Origin of the sequence: Microvirga sp. 17 mud 1-3, from assembly GCF_003151255.1 — a bacterium.
In the GTDB taxonomy this organism is placed as follows: Bacteria; Pseudomonadota; Alphaproteobacteria; order Rhizobiales; family Beijerinckiaceae; genus Microvirga.
Map to the genome: position 1 here is coordinate 39,225 of NZ_CP029481.1, position 20,445 is coordinate 59,669.

A 20,445-nucleotide genomic window follows, 5' to 3' on the forward strand; every position below is an offset into this window, starting at 1 on the left:
GCAGCTCGTCAGCGCATGTTCCCCGTATGCCCAAGCGAATAACGTCCCGGCTGCGGCCAGACCGTGAGGCCGTGGGGACTCCTGCCGACCGGAATGGTTTTCGTCTCGCCGGTCGCGGTGTCGATCACATAGACCACTCCGTCGTAGCGGCCGGACAGCCAGAGCCGTTTGCCGTCCGCGCTGACATTGCCCATGTCCGGGCTGCCGCCGCCGGGGATCGGCCAGGTGGCCTCGACCCGGCGGGTCGCGAAATCGATAACCGAAATGCTGCCCGGGCCGTGTGGTGGTCCGTCGATCCTGTGGGAACCCCGGTTCGCCACATAGAGCTTCGTGCCGTCCCTGCTCGGATAGAGGCCGTGCGTGCCGAGCCCCGTAGGGATGAACCCGGCTTCGGTCAGGGATTCGCCGTCCACCAGGAACACGCCGTCGGCCCACATATCGGCCACGTAGAAGACCTTGCCGTCCGGGGAAATCCGAATGTCCTGAGGCATGCCGCCCTTCGAGAGCTGCAGGGCGCCGGAGACCAAGCCCCTGCCGAAATCGACCTTGATGAGGCTGCCGCCGAACTCGCAGGTGAAGATCGCATAGCGCCCGTCGATAGAAAAGTCGGCGTGATTGAGCCCTTTGCATTGTGGCGTCGGGATGGAGCGACGAAGGGCCATGGTCCCCGGATCCCGAAGTTCGAGCTGTCGGCGTGACTCGGCAACCACGATGGCGGCGGAACCGTCCGGCATGAAATACATGTTGTAGGCATCGGGCACCGGAATCGGGGAGCCGGGCTTACCGCTGACAGGGTCGATCGGGAGGAGGCTGCCACGGCCGTGCCGACGATCGGCACTGTTGGTGACCCACAGGGTCTTGAGGTCCCAGGACGGAACCACATGCTGCGGGCTTTGTCCCGCCTTGAAGCGGTCTACGACCTCGAGTGTTTCGGGATGGATCACGTGCACATCGCCGGATTTTACATTGGGCACGTACACCCTGGGCAGAGCCGAGGCGACGGCCGGGCTCAGCCGGTCGGCCGATGCTTCGCCGTAGAGATTGGATGGGTCGATCACGGGCGGCATCCCAGGCACGACATCGATGGCCGCCGCGGCCTCCTTCACGTCCTGGGCCCAGGATCCCTGCGCCACACAGGTAAGGAGTGCGGCTAGGCACGAGATCGCAAAACCGGATCGGTCCGGACGGGGCATCGGATATATGAGCCGCATCAGAGTGCTCCTCTGGACTCGGATTCTGCCAGCGTCCGCGATGATGACGCCCTTCTGGAAGAGCGCGTCATCCAGGAGGAAAGGCGGTCGAGATAGAGGTAGATCACGGGTGTCGTGAACAGGGTCAGGGCCTGACTCACCACCAGCCCGCCGACCATGGCATAGCCCAGAGGCTGGCGGATTTCGGCGCCGGCCCCGAAACCGAACATGAGCGGCACCCCGCTGAGAACCGCCGTCATCGTAGTCATCATGATGGGCCGAAACCGGAGCAGGCAGGCCCTCCGGATAGCTTCTTCGGGCGAGAGTCCTTCCTCCCGCTCGGCCTCGATCGCGAAGTCCACCAGCATGATGCCGTTCTTCTTGACGATCCCGATCAGCAGAATGACCCCGATCAACGCGATTAGACCGAAGTCGAAGCCGAAGAGCATCAGCGTCGCAAGGGCACCCAGGCCTGCCGACGGCAAGGTGGAGAGAATGGTGAGCGGGTGAATGTAGCTTTCGTAGAGAACGCCGAGGATCACATAGATGACGACGAGGGCTGCTGCGATCAGATAGGGCGTGGACCGTGTCGATTGCTGGAAGACCTGGGCATTGCCCTGGAAGTTTCCAATAAGCGCCCCCGGCGATCCCATCTCCCCGCGGACCCTCTCGATGGCCTGGGTGGCCTGACCGAGCGCAATGCCCGGCGCCAGATTGAAGCTGATGGTAACCGCCGGGAACTGCCCCTGATGGCTGACGGACAGCGGAGCGACGGGACGGGTCGTCCACTTGGCGAGCACCGAGAGAGGGACCTGCTGGCCGGTCAGAGGAGAGCGCAGATAGATCTGATCCAAGGTATCCGGATTGCCTTGCAGCTCGGGCAGGATCTCCTGGATCACGTGGTAACTGTTGAGCTGAGTGAAGTACTGTGCCACCTGCCGCTGGCCAAAGGCATCGTAGATGATGTCGTCGATGAATTGCGGATCGAAGCCGAAACGGGATGCCTGATCTCGGTCGATCTCGATCGTTAGGGTGCCGCCATTGGTTTGCTGGTCCGTTGCGACATCCTGCAACTCGGGGAGCTCTTTGAACCTGTCGAGAAGCTTCGGGGCCCATGCGTTGAGCTCCGCCAGATCGGCATCCTGAAGTGTATACTGGAATTGGGTTCGCGCGGGCCGGCCGCCGACATTGATATCTTGCGCAGCCTGCAGAAACAGAGCGGCTCCCTGTACTCTGGCAAGCTGCGGACGTAAGCGGTTTATGATGTCAGCCGCCGAGGCCTGTCGCTCCCCGCGCGGCTTGAGAGAGATGAAGATTCGACCGTTGTTGAGGCTTTGACCGCCCCCCGATCCGACGAACATCGCGACGGTTGCAACATCCGGGTCCCGGGCGATGATCGCGCCGAATTGCTGCTGGATCTGCATCATCTCGCGAAAGGAAACATACTGCCCCGTTTCCGAGATGCCCGTGAGGAGGCCCGTATCCTGCTGTGGGAAGAAGCCCTTCGGGATGACCATGAAAAGGTAGATCGAGGCCCCGGCCGTCGCAAAGAAGACCAGCAGAGTCAGGAACGAGTGCCGCAGCACGTGATCAAGTCCGACCTCATAGGCTCGAATGGTTCTGTCGAACAATCCTTCCATGAGCATGTAGAGACGGCCGTGGCGGACATGCCTCTCATCTCGAAGGAAGCGGGACGCAAGCATCGGCGCAAGCGTCAGCGACACCAATGCCGAAATGGCTATGGCCATCGTAACCGTTATGGAGAATTCGCGAAACAGGCGGCCAACCACGCCTCCCATGAGCAGCAGCGGGATGAACACAGCCACAAGCGACAGGCTGATCGACACGATGGTGAAGCCGATCTCCCCTGAGCCTTTGAGAGCAGCCTGCATGGGTGTCGACCCGCTTTCCAGATGGCGGACGATGTTCTCCGTCATCACGATGGCATCGTCGACGACGAACCCCACCGCAATCGTGAGCGCCATGAGGGACAGATTGTCGAGGCTGTAGCCGAGGACGTACATCATGGCCGCGGTCCCGAGCAGAGCCAGGGGAACCGTCACGCTCGGGATGATTGTTGCCCATAGGCTTCTCAGGAACACGAAGATTACCGCAATCACCAGAGTGATCGTTAAAAGGAGCGTGACCTGAACGTCCTTAACCGAAGCCCGGATGGTCTGCGTGCGATCACTTAAGATGTCCACCTTGATGCTCGGCGGGAGCGCAGCCTGGAGGCGCGGCAATTCGGCCTTCACCCGGTCGACCGTCTCGATCACGTTGGCTCCGGGCTGCTTGAAGACGATCAGGAGAACGGCCCGTCGGCCATTCGCCCAGGCGGCTTTCAGGGCATCCTCCGGGCCATCCACGGCCCGTCCGATATCGCGGATCCGGATCGGTGCCCCGTTGCGATAGGCGACGATGACGTCGTTCCAGGGCGCCGCGGCGGTCAGTTGGTCATTCGTGTAGATCGTGAACGACCGCGTCGGCCCATTGATGCTGCCCTTTGGGCTGTCGACGGTCGACACGCCGATCCTGGCCCGCACATCTTCGAGCGACAGTCCCTTGGCGGCCAGGCGGGCCGGGTCGATCTGGACGCGAACGGCCGGCTTCTGCTCGCCGCCGATATTCACCTGCGCGATCCCCGGCATCTGGCTTATCTGCTGGGCGAGCTTGGTATCCGCATTGTCGTCCACTTCCGTGAGCGGCAGAGTATCCGAGCCGACGCCGATGATGAGAATGGGCGCGTCGGCGGGGTTCACCTTGCGATAGACAGGTGCGTTCGGAAGGTTCTTGGGAAGTTGTCCGCTGGCCGCGTTGATGCCGGCCTGGATATCCTGCGCAGCCGCGTCGATGTTGCGGTTGAGTTCGAACTGCACCGTGACACTTGTCGTCCCAAGCGTGCTCGTCGAGGTGATCTGGGCGACGCCGGGGATCTGCGCAAACTGTCTCTCCAGAGGCTGCGCAACCGATGAAGCCATGGTTTCAGGACTTGCGCCCGGCAGTGCCGCACTGACCTGGATGGTGGGGAAGTCGATCTGCGGCAACGGTGCGACGGGCAGGAACGGATACGCGACCATCCCGACGAACAGGAGCCCCAGCATCAACAGCGATGTCCCAATGGGTCGCCGGATGAAGGGACCTGAAATTCCGGTGCGGCCGTTAGAAATGTCCGCCCTGTCGTTGCGGTGATCATGGGCCATGGGAATTGTCTCCCTAATCCTTGGCGAGGCTCCGGGCTTTCGTGGTGCCGTCCGCTGCCGCCTCCTGCGGCGGCCGATCAGTCGCAACATGCACCTTCGCTCCAGGCTGGAGCCTGTATTGGCCTGCGGTGACGATCCGCTCGCCCTCGGACACTCCATCCTCCAGGACCGCGAGCCCCTGCGTGATGGGGCCGACCTTGACACTGCGGAACTCGACCGTGTCGTTCGCTGTCACTACGTAGACGGCAAGTCCCTGCTGCGTTCTCTGCACCGCGTCAGCCGGGACGGTCAGGGCATCGAGGGTCTCGAGCAAAGTCCGGACGGTCACGAATTGCCCCGGCCAGAGGGCTTGATCCTTGTTCTCGAACGACGCCTTCAGCTTGATGGTCCCGCTGGCCTGATCGATTTCGTTGTTGATCAGCGTCAGAGTTCCTTGGCCGAGCACCGTCTTTCCATCCTGCCCGATCGCCCACACCGTGACCGGGCCTGCGGCCTGCGCCTTCTGCACAGCCGCCAGGCTCTGTTCAGGCAATGCGTAGAGAACGGAAATCGGCTCGATCTGCGCAACAGTCACGATGCCGCCCGTGTCCGTTGCGCGGACGATGTTGCCCTGATCGACAAGGCGCAGGCCCGTCCGGCCGGCGATGGGAGACCGGATCGTCGTGTAGCCGAGCTGGGTCCGGGCATTGTCGATCTGAGCCTGATCGCCTTGGATCTGGGCACTCAGCTGATTGACTGTTGCCTGTTGGGTGTCGAGCTGTTGCCTGGAGGCAAAACTGCGGGTCGCGAGTTCGGTATAGCGGGCAAGGTCCGCTCTGGCATTGGCGAGCTGAGCCTCATCCTGCGCCTTCTTGGCAAGGGCTTGGTCCAGCATGGCCTGGAACGGACGGGGATCGATCTGGACGAGAAGATCGCCGGCTTTCACCATCTGCCCTTCCTGAAAGGCGACCGTCTGCACTTCGCCGTCCACGCGCGAGCGGATCGTGACCGTGTTGTAAGCCTGAACCGAGCCGAGCCCTAGGGCGTAGATGGGAACTTTGGTCCGGCTCGCTGCCGCAACCTGTACGGAAGCGGGAGGCAAATTTGGCCGCGCGGCGTTTCGGTGAGTGTCGGGTCTGCCGGCGTAAAACCAAAGCCCGAATGCGGCGGCTCCGAGGACCAGGCAGGCGAAGAGGAAGCGGATCGCTCCGCCACGCCGTTCCGCTCGAGGCCGTGAGACTTTCGCCATGCGTGCACCAGCCGTCGTGCCCAACCTCACGCTTGGCACCGAAATGTCGGTGAGAGGGAACGCTCAGAGGCGGGCATATAGACCAGCAACGCGGCGACGCCAGGGAATAAGGGTCACACATCCGTGACTTCACCGTCCTCAACGCAGGCCTCTTGATCAGCCTATGGATCCTGGCCGCGAACCGGATCCGGCGTCGCCGGGGACGCCTATGCGGCGCCAGAAGGTTCCGGTCCTTCCAGGGCCGCGATTTCGAAAGGGCTAAGTGTCCCCTTTGGAGGAGAGCCATCTCCACACGGCCGAGGCCTGGGCTTGCCAAGCGGGCCGTGGGACGGCAATCTCAGCTCGGCAGGACACCCAGCGGGCGTGCGTCGGAGTATTTTCTCGTCGGGCAATCGGACATAGGAAGCGGCCAAATCATGATCATGAATGGTGGGAATGCCGACGCTGGGGAGATGGGCGAGGACATTTTGCTCGGGCGACGGGCAGAGCTCCTCAGCCGCCGGTCGTTTCTGATTGGCTCGGCCCTCAGTGCCGGCGCGCTGGGGCTGGCCGGTTGCGCGACATCCGACGGCATGAGCTTCGCCGAGGCGTCGAGGCTCTACGGGCCGGTGCCCGATGAGAAATTCCCGGTCCCGGCCATCGATGTCAGCAAGGTCGATCCGAAATATTACCGCCGGACCGTTCGCTACGAGACCAAAGAGGCGCCCGGGACGATTATCGTCGACCCCGGCAATTACTACGTCTACCGCATCGAGGATGGTGGTACCGCCACCCGCTATGGTGCCAATGTCGGCCGTGACGGGTTCCGGTGGAGCGGGGACGCTTATGTCGGGCGCAAGGCCGAATGGGCGACCTGGACCCCGCCCAAGGAGATGATCAAGCGCCAGCCCGAAGCCGCTAAATACGCCGGCGGCATGCCGGGCGGCCTCGACAATCCGCTCGGCGCCCGCACCCTTTATCTCTATCAGAACGGCGCCTACACGCTCTACACGATCTATGCGAGCCTCGATGCCGAATCGATCGGCAAAGGCATCACAAGCGGCTGCGTCGGTCTGCTCACGCAGGACATGATGCATCTGTATTCCCGAACCCCGGTCAAGACGAAGGTGGTCGTCCTTCCGGCATAGCCGCGGCGCCAGCCCCGGGCAGGGCGCTGGCGTACAGGCCGCGCAAAGGGCAGGGCCTGCCTTTGAGGCTGCGCGATTGTGCGGGTAGTGATCCTGGACAGTCGACGACGCGGCCGTTGTTCTCACGCAGGGATCTGGCCTTCGTCCCGGCACAGAAGCTCATGGGCACGGTGATCGCCACACTCAGCGCCTCCGTTGAGCCTCCAGGTCGACCTGCGCCCTGAGGTTTTCCCGCTACGCCGTTACGCGCCTGAGGACTGGGCTTGGATCCGAGGTTGCCATAGCCTGAAGGCCGGAGCGCTTTTGCGGGGTCAGGCAATCTCAGTCTTGAGATGCTTCCGAAGACGCGACATCGAAAGGTCCCACTGGACCATTCGGCTAGCCTGAACTTATTGATTTTGCTGGAATTTTTTGTGCATCAATCCCTTAGGGAAGGGATGGTGCCCAGGAGAGGACTCGAACCTCCACGGTGTTACCCGCTGCTACCTGAAAGCAGTGCGTCTACCAATTCCGCCACCTGGGCATGCCTTAACGGCGAGCTCCGTTTAAGGCCATGCGGGCGGCGCGTCAATCGCCCAAAGCGATCCTTTTTTCATTCCGCCGTTCCGCGCCCCTTCACAGGGGTGCGGGCTTTGACTAGAGACGTGGCAGGTTTCACACGAAAGGGCCGGCGGCCGGGCTTCCGCCGCTGCCGGCCCCCTGCCAGGTCCATGAGGACAGGAGGTTTTCATGATCGGCCCGATTCGTACGCCCGCGCAGCAGCTCGTGACGGTTTTCGGCGGCTCGGGCTTCCTGGGGCGCTATGTGGTGAGCGCGCTCGCCAAGCGCGGCTATCGCATCCGGATTGCGACCCGCCTGCCCAACCGGGCGAACTTCCTGCCGCAGGGCATGGTCGGGCAGATCCACGCGGTCCAGGCTAATCTGCGCAACCGGGATTCGGTCGCCCATGCGGTCGCCGGGGCGGACCACGTGATCAACCTGGTGGGCATCCTCAAGGAGAGCGGCCGCCAGCGCTTCGACGACCTGCAGGCCGAGGGGCCGCGCCTCATCGCCGAGCTCGCGCCGCCCCGGGCCACCCTCATCCACGTCTCGGCCATTGGGGCCGATTCGTCCTCCGAATCCGCCTATGCGCGCTCCAAGGCGGCCGGCGAGGCGGGCCTGTTCCGGGCCCGTCCGGACGCGATCGTCCTGCGGCCGTCCCTGATGTTCGGACCCGGCGACAGCTTCTTCAACCGCTTCGCGGCGCTCGCCCGCATGCTGCCCGTGCTGCCGCTCGCCGGCGCCGAGACCCGGATGCAGCCGGTCTATGCGGCCGACGTGGCGGAGGCCATCGCCCGCGCCGTGGAGGGCAAGGTGGAGCAGGGCCGCGTCTATGAATGCGGCGGCCCGGAAATCCGCACCTTCCGCGAGCTGGTGCAGTTCGTCCTCGACGTGACGGAGCGGCGGCGCCTCATTGTGTCCCTGCCGACCCCGGTGGCGCGGATGCAGGGCTCCGTCCTCGGCTTCCTGGATACCCTGTCCTTGGGCCTCCTGCCCGACGCTTTCGTGATGACCCGGGACCAGGCCATCATGCTTGAGACCGACAATGTGGTTTCAGAGGCTGCAAAACGCGAGGGGCGCACCCTGGAAGGCCTCGGCATCCTGCCGGATTCCTGCGAGGCCATCGTGCCGTCCTATCTCGTGCGCTTCCGCAAGACCGGCCAGTTCGACCTGCAGCGCAACACCGTGCCGTCCCCGGCGCCGGACCTCATGCGCGAGGAATCAAAGGGGCCTGCCCCGGGCGTCCAGACGCTCGGGCCCGTGTCCCGCGGCGACACGGCGGGCCATTAGGCCCTTGTGCAGGTGGACCATCATCGCGGCGCCGAAGATCGGGATGAAGAGGTTCACCACTGGGACCAGGACCAGGGCGGCGAGCACGCCGCCGCCCGCCAGCACCGTCAGCCGGTTGCCCGTGCGCAGCCGCGCCACCTCCTCCTGCGGCCAGAAGCGCCCCGCCGCGAGCTCGAAATATTCGCGGCCGAACAGATAGGCGTTGGCGGCGAAGAACACGATGATATTCGGGCCCGGGATGAAGAACAGCAGCAGCGCGATGAGGTTGACGAGGAGCGACAGGCCCGCGAAGCGCAGGCCGTAGAGCAGCGCCTGACCGAAGGGCAGGGCCCGGCCCGGTCGGTCGGCCGGGTAATGGCGGGCCTCCACTGTCTCGGCCACGTCGTCCAGAAAATAGCCCGCCACGATTGCCGAGACCGGTGGCAGGAGATAGGCGAGCCCGATGAAGATGCCGGCACCCGCCAGGAAGGACGCGATGCCGTCGACGATCGGATAATCGGCGCTCAAGGGATGCCCCTGGAGGAAGAGGCCGATCAGATGCGTCAGGCCCGCCCAGGCGAGGGCGAGCAGCACGACCGTCAGCGCCAGGGATTTCCACAGGATACGCCTGAGCGGCTTTGAGAACACATCGCGGGCCGCCGCGAGGATGGACGAGATCAGCATGAGACAATCTTCTCGCGCGGCGGGCGGGCAACGGACGGGGCGGTCATGAACTCTCCTGAAAGGCGGGGCGGACTTTACTTATGAACGCTCCCTCCGCAAGACGAGGGGCGGAGGGTCCGATGCCGTTATCCAGCGCGCCGATGCCGAAGGAGCCGTCCGGAGAGGTCGATGTCGTGGTCCTGGGGGCCGGGTCGGCCGGGATCGCGGCCGCACGGCGCCTTCTTGCGGCCGGGCTGAGAGTGGCCGTGCTCGATGCGCGCCGGCGCGTCGGCGGGCGCGCCGCGACCGTTGCGCTCAAAGGGCATCCGGTCGATCTCGGCGCCCATTGGCTCCATAACGGCCCGATCAATCCTCTGGTCCGCCTCGCCCGGGCGCGGGGCGAGCCCCTGCGGCAGGCGCCGGGGGAGCGCCACCTCGTGATCGGCAGGCGGTTCGCGACGCCGCGCGAGAGCGCCTCCTTGATCCGCACCTTCGCGCAGGCCGATGCGGCCATCGGCCGGGCCATGCGCCGGGAAGAGGACCAGGCGGCCGCGCGGGCGCTACCGCCCCTCGGGCCCTTCGGGCGCCGCGTCCTCACCGTCGAGGGCCTCGTCTCCGGACGGCCCTTCGACGAGGTGAGCCTGCACGACGTGCCGGACATGGATTATGCGGACAATTTCTTTATGGCCGGCGGCCTGGGCGCCTATGTGGCGCGGCTGGCCCGGCCCGTGCCGGTGCGCCTCGGCATCGCGGCGCGCGTCCTCGACTGGTCAGGCAAGGGCGTCCGGGTCGAGACCGACGCCGGCTCCCTGCGCGCCCGGGCAGCCATCGTGACCCTGCCCATGGCCGTGCTGCAGCGGGAGGGCCTGCGCTTCACGCCCGGACTGCCCATTCCAGTCCGTGAGGCGATCCACGGCTTCGTGCCGGGCGTATACGAGCACGTGATCCTGCACTGGCCCGATGCGCCCTTCCACGGCCCCGACCGCCTGGCAATGCTGCTCGGCGGGCGCGAGGAGCCGCCGGGCCTCCTGACCCGGATCGACGGCACGCCGTTCCACTTCTTCGAATTGGACCTGCCGACCGCGTCCCGCTTCGACGGGCGCGATCCCGACGCCCCGGGCCGCTACGCCCGCGCGGTGCTTGCCGACCAGTTCGGCCACCGGGCGATCCGCACCCTGCAGGTCTGCCGCAGCACCGCCTGGCGGCACGATCCTTTTTCGGGCGCTTCCTGGGCGGTCGTGCCGCCAGGCCTCGTGGCGATCCGCGATCGGCTCAAGGCGCCGGTGGCGGACCGGGTCTGGTTCGCCGGGGAGGCCCTGTCTCGGGCCCAGTGGGGCACGGTCGGCGGCGCCTGGGAGGAGGGCGAGCGGGCTGCCTCCGAGATCGCGGCCTACCTTGGGCCTAAGGGGTCTGATCCGGCATTTTCTTGACTTTGTGCCGTTTCACCCTTACGTGCTGACCTCAAATCTGTAGAGCGAGCCCTTATGAGCCGCCGACCAGCCCGAGAGGCTGGAGGTCAACGCCCGACAGCGCGATGCGCCCTCGGGCGCGTTCTCATTTGGGCTTCGGCATGAAGGGTGACGGATGTCGGACGACGCCTTGCGCATCGAAGACGCGATCAACGAGACCTGCCCGTGGTCGGGAAAGCCGATCGCGGCGGATTCGCTCACCCGTTACCGCGGAGCGGTCGTCGGCTTCTGCAACCCGGGCTGCCGCGACAAGTTCGCCGCGGCCGTCGACCACTTTGAAAAGGCCCTTGCCGAGCGCGATGTACCTCTCATCGCAAAAGGAATTGATTGACCATGTTCGAAGGCCTTTCCGACAAGCTCTCCTCGATCCTCAACGGGCTCACGCGCCGCGGCGCGCTGACCGAGGAGGATGTGAACGCCGCCCTGCGCGAGGTGCGCCGGGCCTTGCTCGAGGCCGACGTCGCCCTCGAGGTCGTGCGCTCCTTCACGGACAAGGTGCGGGCCCGTGCGGTCGGCGCCGAGGTCATCAAGTCGGTTTCGCCCGGCCAGCAGGTGGTCAAGATCGTCCATGACCAGCTCGTCGAGATGCTGGGCGCCGAGGCTGAGGTCGTCGATCTCAACGCGGCCCCGCCGGTCGGCATCCTGATGGTCGGTCTCCAGGGCTCGGGCAAGACCACCACCACGGCCAAGATCGCCAAGCGCCTCACCGATCGCGACAAGCGCAAGGTGCTGCTCGCCTCCCTCGACACCCGCCGCCCGGCAGCCATGGAACAGCTCGCGGTGCTCGGCAAGCAGGTCGGCGTCGATACCCTGCCGATCGTGGCCGGCCAGTCGGCCGTGCAGATCGCGCGGCGCGCCATGGAGGCGGCCCGCCTCGGCGGCTACGACGTGGTCATGCTCGACACCGCCGGCCGCGTCACGGTGGACGAGGCCCTGATGACCGAGGCCGCCGACGTGAAGGCGGCCACGAACCCGCACGAGGTGCTCCTCGTGGCGGATGCCCTAACGGGTCAGGACGCGGTCAACACCGCCCGCGCCTTCGACCAGCGCCTCGGCGTCACGGGCATCGTCCTCACGCGTATGGACGGTGACGCCCGCGGCGGCGCGGCCCTGTCCATGCGTGCCGTCACGGGCAAGCCGATCAAGCTCGTCGGCACGGGCGAGAAGGTCGATGCGCTGGAGGAGTTCCACCCCTCGCGCGTCGCCAACCGCATCCTCGGCATGGGCGACATCGTCTCCCTGGTCGAGAAGGCGGCCGAGAATATCGACCAGGAAAAGGCGATGGCCCTGGCGCAGAAGATGCGCAAGGGCAAGTTCGACCTGGAAGACCTGCGCGACCAGCTCGCCCAGATGGAGAAGATCGGCGGCATCGGCGGGATGCTCGGCATGCTGCCGGGCATCGCCAAGATGAAGTCCCAGCTCGAGAACGCCAATCTCGACGACAAGGTCATCAAGCGCCAGCGCGCCATCATCGATTCCATGACCCCGGCCGAGCGCCGTAACCCGGACATTCTCAAGGCCTCGCGCAAGAAGCGCATCGCGGCCGGCTCCGGCATGAAGGTCGAGGACATCAACAAGCTGCTCAAGATGCACCGCCAGATGGCCGACGTCATGAAGATGATGGGCGGCGGCAAGGGCAAGGGCATGGCGGGCGCGCTCGGCAAGATGTTCGGCTTGGGCGGCGGAATGGGCGGCATGCCCCAGCCGACCCCGGAGCAGATCGAGGCCCTGCAGAAGCAGATGGGCGGCAAGCTGCCCGAATTCCCGGGCGGCGCAGGCGGCCTGCCGCCGATGCCCAAGGGCATCCCGGGCCTTCCCGGCCTCGGCGGGCCCAAGATCCCCGGTCTTCCGGGGATGGGTGGCTTCCCGTTCGGAGGCAAGAAGAAGTGAATTTTTGAATTTCGCCGTCATCCGGGGCCGCGCAGCGGCACCCGGGATTCATCACCACTGCCGGTTGCCGATCCGGCGCCGTCAGCGGTGATGGGTTCCCGCCTTCGCGGGAATGACGGGGAGAAGGTTTGATCGAAGGACACTGACAGGAGAAACAACATGTCCCTCAAGATCCGTCTGACCCGCGCTGGCGCGAAGAAGCGCCCGTACTACCGCATCGTCGTGGCCGACTCGCGCTCCCCGCGCGATGGCCGCTTCATCGAGAAGGTCGGCACCTACGATCCGATGAAGCCGAAGGACGACGCCGGTCGCGTGGTCCTCGAGACCGAGAAGGTCCAGGCCTGGCTCGCCAAGGGCGCCCAGCCGACCGACCGCGTCCTGCGCTTCCTCGATGCCGCCGGCCTCCTGAAGCGTTCGCCGCGCAACAACCCGCAGAAGGCCGTCCCGGGCAAGAAGGCCCAGGAGCGCGCCGAGGCCAAGGCCGCCGCTTCTGCGGCCGGCGAAGGCGAGGCTGCGTAAGCACCATGACGAAGAAGGAGCGCTTCAACCAGCGCTCCACTTCACCCCTCCCCCCTGTGGGGAGGGGCAGGGGTGGGGGTGCCAGCGCAAACCGATCCAAGGGTGCGCTGACACCCCCGCCTCCACCTCCTCCCCACAAGGGGGAGGAGAGCAGGTCGGCGCCTGCCAGAGACGACCTCGTCCTCGTCGGCGAGTTCGGCCGTGCCCACGGCCTCAAGGGCGAGGTGCGGCTGAAATCCTTCACGGGCGATCCGGCGGCCATTGCCGGTTACGGCCCGCTGCTCACGGCCCAGGGCCGGAGCATCTCCATTGAAAAAGTCCGCCCGGTCGGCGGCGGAGCGCCCGACATGCTGATCGCGCAGGTCAAGGGCGTGACCTCCCGCGAGGCCGCCGAGGCCCTGAACCGCGTTCCGCTCTTCGTAGAGCGCGCAAAACTTCCTCCTCCCGAGGAGGAAGACGAGTTTCTTCTCGCCGATCTCATCGGCCTTGACGTCGTGGACGAGGCCGGAGCGCAGATCGGCACCGTCGTCGACGTGCCCAATTACGGCGGCGGCGATCTTCTCGACATCCGATCAGCCGGGACGGGCGCCACCGCATTGCTGCCCTTCACCAAGGCTTTCGTGCCGGCGGTCGACATTCCGGGCCGGCGCATCGTCGCGGCCCTGCCGGAGGATTTCTTCGCGCCGGCACGGCCGGAGCCCAAGGACGAAGCGTGACCTTTTCGGCGACCATCCTGACCCTCTACCCTGAGATGTTCCCGGGGCCTCTCGGCCTGTCGCTATCCGGCGATGCTTTGGCGCGGGGCGTCTGGTCGCTGGAAGCGCGCAACATCCGCGACCACGGCCTCGGCCGCCACCGCAACGTGGACGACACGCCGGCCGGCGGCGGCGTCGGCATGGTGCTGCGCTGTGACGTGATGGCGGCGGCTCTCGATGCGGCCGTGGCGCCGGACGATCCCCGCCCGAAGCTGCTCATGAGCCCCCGCGGCCGGCCCCTGACGCAGGCACGGGTACGCGATCTTGCGGCCGGTCCGGGCGCCGTGATCGTCTGCGGGCGGTTCGAGGGCGTCGACGAGCGGGTGATCGAGGGGAGGGGACTGGAGGAAGTCTCCATCGGCGATTACGTGCTCTCGGGCGGCGAGATCGCGGCCCTCGTCCTGCTCGACGCCTGCGTGCGGCTCCTGCCCGGCGTCATGGGCAAGGAGGCCTCGGGCCACGAGGAGAGCTTCGAGGGCAATCTCCTCGAATACCCGCAATATACCCGGCCCCGGGAATGGGAGGGGCGGGCGATCCCCGAGGTCCTGCTCAACGGCAACCATGCGGCCATCGACAGGTGGCGACGGGCGGAGGCGGAGCGGATCACGCGGGAACGGCGGCCGGACCTGCTGGACCGGTAGCCCTTCGCCTCAAGCGACGGCCTCCCGTTCGAGCTTGGCCCCGAAGGTCTTCAGATATTTCATGCCGGTGTCGCACATGATCGTGACGATGGTGGCATCGGGCCCGAGATCCTCCGCAAGCCGCAGGGCCGCGATCACGTTGGCGCCCGTCGAGGTCCCGGCGAACAGGCCTTCTTCCCGCGCCAGCCGGAACGCCATGGCCATGGCCTCCTCGGTGGAGACGCGCTCCATCCGGTCGGCGACCGCCTCCTGCCACAGGGGCACCACGTAGCCGGCGCCGATCCCGTCGATCTTGTGCGCGCCCGATGGCCCGCCCGAGAGCACGGCGGATTCGGCGGGCTCCACGGCCGTGATCCGAATCCGTCCATCGTGACGGCGAAGGCCTTCGGCGATTCCGCGAAGGGAGGCCGCCGTTCCGACGCATTGCACGAAGCCGTCGATCCGGCCCTGCGTCTGATCCCGGATCTCGTCCGCCATCCTGTGATAGGCCGCGAGCTGGTCCCGGTTCTTCATCTGGTCGGTCCAGAAGGAGCCCTTCGCGGCCGCGATGATCCGGGCTTCCTCGATCATGTCCTTGGTCAGCTTCTCGGTCATGCGGCCGCTGTCGCTTCTCACGATGTGAAGCTCCGCCCCCAGGAGCCTCATATGGTCGAGCTTCTCCTGGGCGAAGGCGTCCGAAGTCACGATGTCGAGCGGGTACCCCTTCACGGCGCAGACCAGCGAGAGGGACACGCCCGTGCTGCCGCCGGTATATTCCACCACCGAGCCTCCCGGCTTCAGGCGCCCGTCCGCCTCCGCGGCCTCGATCATGGCGAGCGCCATCCGGTCCTTCATGCTGCCGGTGGGGTTCTCGTTCTCCATCTTCAGCAGGATGCGGGCGCCGTTCGCCGGCACGATATTGCGCAGGGCGATCAGGGAGGTGTTGCCGATCCCGTCCAGAATGGTCTGCGTTTTGCTCATGGTGCCGGTCTCGGTTAGCCGGGGCAGGGCCCCTTTCTGCCCTTCGTTAGAACCGGGCCGCGCGCCTGTCAGGTCCGGAATCCGGACTTCTCCCGTCGGGTCGGCCGTGCTAGCGCTGCCTCATGACGGGTCATGGTCAATTCTGTGCCGTAGCGCGCGCCCACGAGGCCATCGGAGGGCGCTGGACCCTTTTGATCGTGCGCGAGCTCCTCTGCGGGAGCCGGCGCTTCAACGACATCCGCCGGGGTATTCCCCGCATTTCCCGCACCATGCTCTCGGAGCGCCTGCAGGAGCTCGTATCCATAGGGGCCGTTGTCCGGACGGAAGGCCCGCACGGTCCTGAATACGCCCTGACGGAAGCCGGGCAGGATCTCATGTCGGTCGTGAGTGCCCTGGGAAACTGGGGCCAGCGGTGGCTGCCCCGACGGGCCGAGGACGAGGATCTCGATCTGGAGCCCCTGCTAGTCGACATGCAGCGGCGGGTCCGGTCCGAGGCTCTCCCTGCGGAGCCGATCGTCGTGCGCTTCGAGATCGAAGGGCAGCGGGTGCCGCGTTTCATGCTGCTGAAAGGCACGGAGGTTTCGCTCTGCACGCAGAACCCGGGCTTTCCGGAGCCGCTGCGGGTCCGGGCCCGGCTTCCCGCCCTGGCGGCCTGGTGGCGGGGGGACGTCACGTTCGCGGAGGCCCGGCGCATGGGCTTGGCCTTAGAAGGGCCGAAGGCGCTTGCCAGCGCCTTTCCGACCTGGTTCGCGCGCTACCTGTTCGCCGAGGTGCGCCCCGCGCGGTCGGAGAGCCAGCTTCCTGCCAGGCACACCGCTCGACAGGGGGGCGAAATTCCTGTATAGGGCGCGCCTCAACTGAAAACAGGACGCCGAAATCCCGCTGACCTGGACGCCCTTGGGACTTCCAGGATCAGGCAACGGCAGGAGTAAGACATGAACCTCATCCAGCAGCTCGAACAAGAGCAGATTGCCAAGCTCGGCAAGACCATCCCGGACTTCCAGCCCGGCGATACCGTGATCGTCAACGTGAAGGTGAAGGAAGGCGAGCGCTCCCGCGTTCAGGCCTACGAAGGCGTCTGCATCGCCCGTTCGGGTGGCGGCCTCAACGAGAGCTTCACGGTCCGCAAGATTTCCTACGGTGAGGGCGTCGAGCGCGTCTTCCCGATCTATTCGCCCATGATCGATTCCATCAAAGTCGTGCGTCGCGGCGCCGTCCGCCGCGCCAAGCTCTACTACCTGCGCGACCGTCGCGGTAAGTCGGCCCGTATCGCCGAGCGCACCGACCGCCAGGACAAGGGGCAGAAGGGCGCCACTCCGGCCGCTGCCGAGTAAAACCCTTTCGCCGCAAGGCCGATTTCGAGAAAGCGCGGTTCGAAAGGCCGCGCTTTTTGCATATGGCGCCCTGGCTGCTCCAAGCGCGAAAAATTTTGTTGCGCCGCGCGGCCTGCCCGCTATGCATTGATTTCAATCCCGTGCGCTCGTAGGACGCCTTTTCGTCCTTCCCGAGACCGGCTAAACACCCAACTGCCTTTTTTGACGTTCGTTGGATCGAGACACCATGGCCACACCCCGTACCCTCTACGACAAGATTTTCGACGACCACGTCGTCGACCGGCAGGACGACGGGACGTGCCTTCTCTACATCGACCGCCACCTGGTCCATGAGGTGACGAGCCCGCAGGCCTTCGAGGGCCTGCGCATGGCCGGCCGTCAGGTGCGCCAGCCCGCCAAGACCCTGGCGGTGGTGGACCATAACGTGCCGACCACGGACCGGTCCAAGGGCATCGACGATCCGGAATCCGCCACGCAGGTGGAGACGCTCGCCCTGAACGCGAAGGAATTCGGCGTCGAATATTACGACGAGCGCGACACCCGCCAGGGCATCGTGCACGTGGTGGGGCCGGAGCAGGGCTTCACCCTGCCGGGCATGACCATCGTGTGCGGCGACAGCCACACCTCGACCCATGGGGCCTTCGGAGCCCTCGCCCACGGCATCGGCACCTCGGAGGTGGAGCACGTGCTCGCCACCCAGACGCTGATCCAGAAGAAGGCCAAGAATATGCGCGTGACGGTGGACGGGCAATTGCCCGCCGGCGTCACCGCGAAGGACATCATCCTGGCCATCATCGGCGAGATCGGCACCGCCGGCGGCACCGGCCACGTGATCGAATATGCCGGCGAGGCGATCCGGTCCCTGTCCATGGAAGGCCGGATGACCGTGTGCAACATGTCCATCGAGGGCGGCGCCCGCGCCGGCATGGTGGCACCCGACGAGAAGACTTATGCGTATCTGAAGGACCGGCCCAAGTCTCCGAAGGGCGAGGCCTGGGATGCGGCTCTGCGCTACTGGGACACCCTGCGCTCGGACGAGGGCGCGTTCTTCGACACGGAAATCCGCCTCGATGCCGCCAACCTGCCGCCCATCGTGACCTGGGGCACGAGCCCTGAGGACGTGATCTCGGTCACGGGCGCGGTGCCGAACCCGGATGAGATCCAGGACGAGAACAAGCGCCGCTCCAAGTGGCGGGCCCTCGATTATATGGGCCTCAAGCCGGGGCAGAAGATCACCGACATCACCCTCGACCGCGTTTTCATCGGCTCCTGCACCAACGGCCGCATCGAGGACCTGCGGGCCGTCGCGGCGATCGTTGAGGGCAAGCGCGTCGCCGAGAGCGTCAACGCCATGATCGTCCCGGGCTCCGGCATCGTGAAGATGCAGGCCGAGGCCGAGGGCCTCGACAAGATCTTCAAGGCCGCCGGCTTTGACTGGCGCGAGCCCGGCTGCTCCATGTGCCTCGCCATGAACGCGGACCGCCTTGCGCCGCAGGAGCGCTGCGCCTCCACGTCGAACCGCAACTTCGAGGGCCGCCAGGGCTTCAAGGGCCGCACGCACCTCGTCTCGCCCGCCATGGCGGCCGCGGCCGCGATCGCCGGACGGTTCGTGGACATCCGCAGCTGGGGCTGATCTTCAATTCCTCAAGAAAAAGGCGGCAATCCTCGCGGGTTGCCGCCTTTTTCGTGTTTGGGCCGTAAGAACTCAGTCCACATAGCCTCGCCGTCCGACGACCTGACGGCAGACCTCTGCCGGGCGACGGACGACCACGCCGTTGGGGCGCACATGCTCGCGAACGACCGTGCGGCACACAGTACGCGACCGGGCAGGACGCTCGACCACACGCCGTTCGATGACGCGTTCGCGATAGGCGGGGCGATGATGCTCGCGCTCGATGCTTACGCCACCGGGGCCAACACGCAGATTCATGTCCTGAGCCGAGGCGACGCCCGGGCCGAGAACCACCAGCCCGGCTGCCGCCAGGATTCCGAGAAATTGACGCATGAGAACCTCATCTCTGCTAAACGATAGTCGGGACGGTCAACGCCAGGCTTGGCAACACGTTCCCTTGCGTCGGCCTGCGAAAGCAAGCCGGGAGTGGCTTCAGGAGGGCTCCATGGCAGACAGGAAGGACGAATCCCGCGAGATCCTCGACCGGGTCGCCCGCGATTCGGAGACCCTCGGCACGTCCTCGCTCGGACGCGCGAGCCGGCGCATGGCGGACCATTTCGGCGGCCGCGACGCCATCGGCGAGGCGGAGGGCGGCGGCACCGATCCCGTCGAGCTCTGGGGCCGCCGCATCGGGCGCTCCCTATCGGTTGTCGGCGTTATCGTCCTCGCCTATTGGCTCGCCGTGCAGCTGCGCCTTCTCTGAACGCCCGACGATGACAACGCATCCCCTCGCCTCTCTCCATGCTCCCTCCATCGCGGATTTCGAGGCGCTCGCACACGAGGCCTATGAGCGCCTGCCCGAGGCATTCCGGCAGCTCTGCAAGGGCGTGGTGATCCGCATCGAGGATTTTCCCGATGACGAGACCCTGCGAGAGATGGAATGCGAAAGTCCTTTCGATCTGCTCGGCCTGTTCCGCGGCATCGGCCTCGCGCAGGGGAACGCTGTCATGGAGACCGGACAATTCCCCAACATGGTCTGGCTCTATCGCCGCCCGATCCTCGATTACTGGGCCGAGCACGAGGAAAGCCTGGGCGACCTCGTCACCCATGTGCTTGTGCACGAGATCGGCCACCATTTCGGCCTCTCGGACGACGACATGGAAGCCATCGAGGCGGCGGCCGGATGAGAAGGCAGCTCAAAGGGTGGTAAAGGATGAAGACCGATAAGGACTTGCCCATGACGCAGGTCGCAAGGGCGCTCAATCAGATCGCCGCGTTTCTGGCGCTCGACGATCTGTCCGGCGGAAACTCTAAGGCACATTTCGACTGCATTATCCTTGCCGGAAACAGCGTTCTTAAGACAGCCGAAGGAGCCTTCGGCTTAGTGCGAAGCGGTCGAAGCCCTAGGCTCCTGATTTCGGGTGGCGTCGGTCATTCAACGGAGTTGCTTTGGCAAGTCGTGGCTGAGCATCCCGTGTATCGGACGGTCCCTACGATCGGACGACCCGAAGCGCATATTCTCCGTGATATCGCCACGAACCATTGGGGCCTCGATCCGGCCCGCATTCTCATCGATGACGCATCAACCAATTGTGGTGAAAACGCTTCCTGCTCCCGGAAGGTGCTTGAGCAATTGGATCAGGATCCAAAGACGATCCTGCTAGTTCAAGACCCAACCATGCAGCGCCGAACAGATGCAACGTTCCGTAATGTCTGGAATGACAGGGATGACATCTCGTTCGTGAACTGGCCGACCTTCACGCCTAGTCTGTGTCATCGGGGTGATGGCCTGATGTTTGAGAACTCTGGAGCAGCCGGTCTCTGGCCCTTAGAGCGCTTCATCTCCCTCGTGTTAGGCGAAGTTCCGCGCCTTCGGAACGATGCGTCAGGCTATGGTCCCAAGGGAAGGGGCTTTATCGCGGCGGTCGACATCCCCGAAGATGTAGAGGAAGCCTATGCCTTTTTAAGAGAAAGCCTCGGACAGCGCTTCGATACTCGGGCGAGAGTTCCGATTGCCGAGGCTTGATGCTTGTCAGGATCAGGTTCGC

General features: G+C 65.5%; 20 protein-coding genes and 1 tRNA gene. 14 read left to right on the forward strand and 7 right to left on the reverse strand.

What is annotated here, in order from left to right:
• Window positions 1-8 precede the first annotated feature (8 nt).
• From C4E04_RS00215 to C4E04_RS00225, 3 genes are read right to left on the reverse strand one after another with little or no spacing between them, the layout of a single operon-like run.
• Window positions 9-1,211 carry a YncE family protein gene (locus tag C4E04_RS00215; protein ID WP_245416177.1) on the reverse strand — a complete coding sequence of 401 codons (1,203 nt, stop codon included), beginning with the start codon at window positions 1,209-1,211 and terminating at the stop codon, window positions 9-11.
• On the reverse strand, window positions 1,211-4,390 hold the full coding sequence (locus C4E04_RS00220) for a multidrug efflux RND transporter permease subunit (RefSeq protein ID WP_109593819.1): 3,180 nt from the start codon (window positions 4,388-4,390) through the stop codon (window positions 1,211-1,213). The genes C4E04_RS00215 and C4E04_RS00220 overlap by 1 nt, the downstream gene beginning before the upstream one ends.
• A gap of 13 nt (window positions 4,391-4,403) precedes the next feature.
• Entirely contained in the window at window positions 4,404-5,471 is a 1,068-nt protein-coding gene (locus tag C4E04_RS00225) for an efflux RND transporter periplasmic adaptor subunit (RefSeq protein ID WP_245416178.1), read from the reverse strand.
• Window positions 5,472-6,034: 563 nt separating this feature from the next.
• On the opposite strand from C4E04_RS00225, the gene C4E04_RS00230 reads away from it, so the two are divergent.
• The gene (locus C4E04_RS00230) at window positions 6,035-6,745 is read left to right on the forward strand and encodes a L,D-transpeptidase (RefSeq protein ID WP_109593823.1); all 711 of its coding nucleotides are present in this window, start codon (window positions 6,035-6,037) and stop codon (window positions 6,743-6,745) included.
• A 438-nt stretch (window positions 6,746-7,183) separates the two neighbouring features.
• Here C4E04_RS00230 and C4E04_RS00235 read toward each other — a convergent pair.
• A tRNA-Leu gene (locus C4E04_RS00235) sits at window positions 7,184-7,268 on the reverse strand.
• Between the two features lie 206 nt (window positions 7,269-7,474).
• Here C4E04_RS00235 and C4E04_RS00240 point away from each other — a divergent pair.
• Entirely contained in the window at window positions 7,475-8,575 is a 1,101-nt protein-coding gene (locus C4E04_RS00240; RefSeq protein WP_109593826.1) for a complex I NDUFA9 subunit family protein, read from the forward strand.
• Here C4E04_RS00240 and C4E04_RS00245 read toward each other — a convergent pair.
• Window positions 8,507-9,238: a sulfate transporter family protein gene (locus C4E04_RS00245; RefSeq protein WP_109593828.1), complete on the reverse strand. Its 732-nt coding sequence runs from the start codon at window positions 9,236-9,238 to the stop codon at window positions 8,507-8,509. The two genes, C4E04_RS00240 and C4E04_RS00245, sit on opposite strands and share 69 nt — an antisense overlap.
• A gap of 119 nt (window positions 9,239-9,357) precedes the next feature.
• On the opposite strand from C4E04_RS00245, the gene C4E04_RS00250 reads away from it, so the two are divergent.
• The 6 genes from C4E04_RS00250 (at window position 9,358) to trmD (ending at window position 14,491) form a co-directional block, all read left to right on the forward strand.
• A complete protein-coding gene (locus C4E04_RS00250) occupies window positions 9,358-10,647 on the forward strand; it encodes an NAD(P)/FAD-dependent oxidoreductase (RefSeq protein WP_245416179.1) in 1,290 nt (429 codons plus the stop codon).
• A 154-nt stretch (window positions 10,648-10,801) separates the two neighbouring features.
• Window positions 10,802-11,017, forward strand: coding sequence for a glutathione S-transferase (locus tag C4E04_RS00255; RefSeq protein WP_109593832.1), 216 nt, complete (start codon window positions 10,802-10,804; stop codon window positions 11,015-11,017).
• A gap of 2 nt (window positions 11,018-11,019) precedes the next feature.
• Window positions 11,020-12,576, forward strand: coding sequence for a signal recognition particle protein (ffh, locus tag C4E04_RS00260; protein ID WP_109593834.1), 1,557 nt, complete (start codon window positions 11,020-11,022; stop codon window positions 12,574-12,576).
• Between the two features lie 159 nt (window positions 12,577-12,735).
• On the forward strand, window positions 12,736-13,095 hold the full coding sequence (rpsP, locus tag C4E04_RS00265) for a 30S ribosomal protein S16 (RefSeq protein WP_109593836.1): 360 nt from the start codon (window positions 12,736-12,738) through the stop codon (window positions 13,093-13,095).
• Between the two features lie 5 nt (window positions 13,096-13,100).
• The gene (rimM, locus tag C4E04_RS00270) at window positions 13,101-13,811 is read left to right on the forward strand and encodes a ribosome maturation factor RimM (RefSeq protein WP_109593838.1); all 711 of its coding nucleotides are present in this window, start codon (window positions 13,101-13,103) and stop codon (window positions 13,809-13,811) included.
• A gap of 35 nt (window positions 13,812-13,846) precedes the next feature.
• Window positions 13,847-14,491 (forward strand): tRNA (guanosine(37)-N1)-methyltransferase TrmD, encoded by a 645-nt coding sequence (gene trmD / locus C4E04_RS00275; protein WP_245416370.1) that lies wholly within the window; start codon window positions 13,847-13,849, stop codon window positions 14,489-14,491.
• Window positions 14,492-14,500: 9 nt separating this feature from the next.
• On the opposite strand, the gene C4E04_RS00280 is transcribed toward trmD, so the two are convergent.
• Complete coding sequence (locus C4E04_RS00280; protein ID WP_109593842.1) at window positions 14,501-15,451, reverse strand: PLP-dependent cysteine synthase family protein; 951 nt, start codon at window positions 15,449-15,451, stop codon at window positions 14,501-14,503.
• 122 nt (window positions 15,452-15,573) lie between these two features.
• On the opposite strand from C4E04_RS00280, the gene C4E04_RS00285 reads away from it, so the two are divergent.
• The 3 genes from C4E04_RS00285 to leuC all read left to right on the forward strand — a co-directional run bounded on the left by C4E04_RS00285 (window position 15,574) and on the right by leuC (window position 18,418).
• Window positions 15,574-16,296, forward strand: a complete 723-nt coding sequence (locus C4E04_RS00285; protein ID WP_109593843.1) for a helix-turn-helix domain-containing protein — start codon at window positions 15,574-15,576, stop codon at window positions 16,294-16,296.
• A 90-nt stretch (window positions 16,297-16,386) separates the two neighbouring features.
• On the forward strand, window positions 16,387-16,785 hold the full coding sequence (gene rplS / locus C4E04_RS00290; protein WP_109593846.1) for a 50S ribosomal protein L19: 399 nt from the start codon (window positions 16,387-16,389) through the stop codon (window positions 16,783-16,785).
• 226 nt (window positions 16,786-17,011) lie between these two features.
• Window positions 17,012-18,418: a 3-isopropylmalate dehydratase large subunit gene (gene leuC / locus C4E04_RS00295; RefSeq protein WP_109593848.1), complete on the forward strand. Its 1,407-nt coding sequence runs from the start codon at window positions 17,012-17,014 to the stop codon at window positions 18,416-18,418.
• Window positions 18,419-18,490: 72 nt separating this feature from the next.
• Here the strand turns inward: leuC and C4E04_RS00300 are convergent, their stop codons facing one another.
• The gene (locus C4E04_RS00300; protein ID WP_109593850.1) at window positions 18,491-18,790 is read right to left on the reverse strand and encodes a hypothetical protein; all 300 of its coding nucleotides are present in this window, start codon (window positions 18,788-18,790) and stop codon (window positions 18,491-18,493) included.
• Between the two features lie 112 nt (window positions 18,791-18,902).
• On the opposite strand from C4E04_RS00300, the gene C4E04_RS00305 reads away from it, so the two are divergent.
• The 3 genes from C4E04_RS00305 to C4E04_RS00315 are packed head-to-tail and all read left to right on the forward strand — an operon-like array spanning window position 18,903 to window position 20,423.
• Complete coding sequence (locus C4E04_RS00305; RefSeq protein WP_109593852.1) at window positions 18,903-19,160, forward strand: hypothetical protein; 258 nt, start codon at window positions 18,903-18,905, stop codon at window positions 19,158-19,160.
• A gap of 10 nt (window positions 19,161-19,170) precedes the next feature.
• Window positions 19,171-19,584 (forward strand): metallopeptidase family protein, encoded by a 414-nt coding sequence (locus C4E04_RS00310; RefSeq protein ID WP_109593854.1) that lies wholly within the window; start codon window positions 19,171-19,173, stop codon window positions 19,582-19,584.
• Between the two features lie 26 nt (window positions 19,585-19,610).
• A complete protein-coding gene (locus C4E04_RS00315) occupies window positions 19,611-20,423 on the forward strand; it encodes a YdcF family protein (RefSeq protein WP_109593856.1) in 813 nt (270 codons plus the stop codon).
• The last annotated feature ends 22 nt before the right edge of the window (window positions 20,424-20,445 follow it).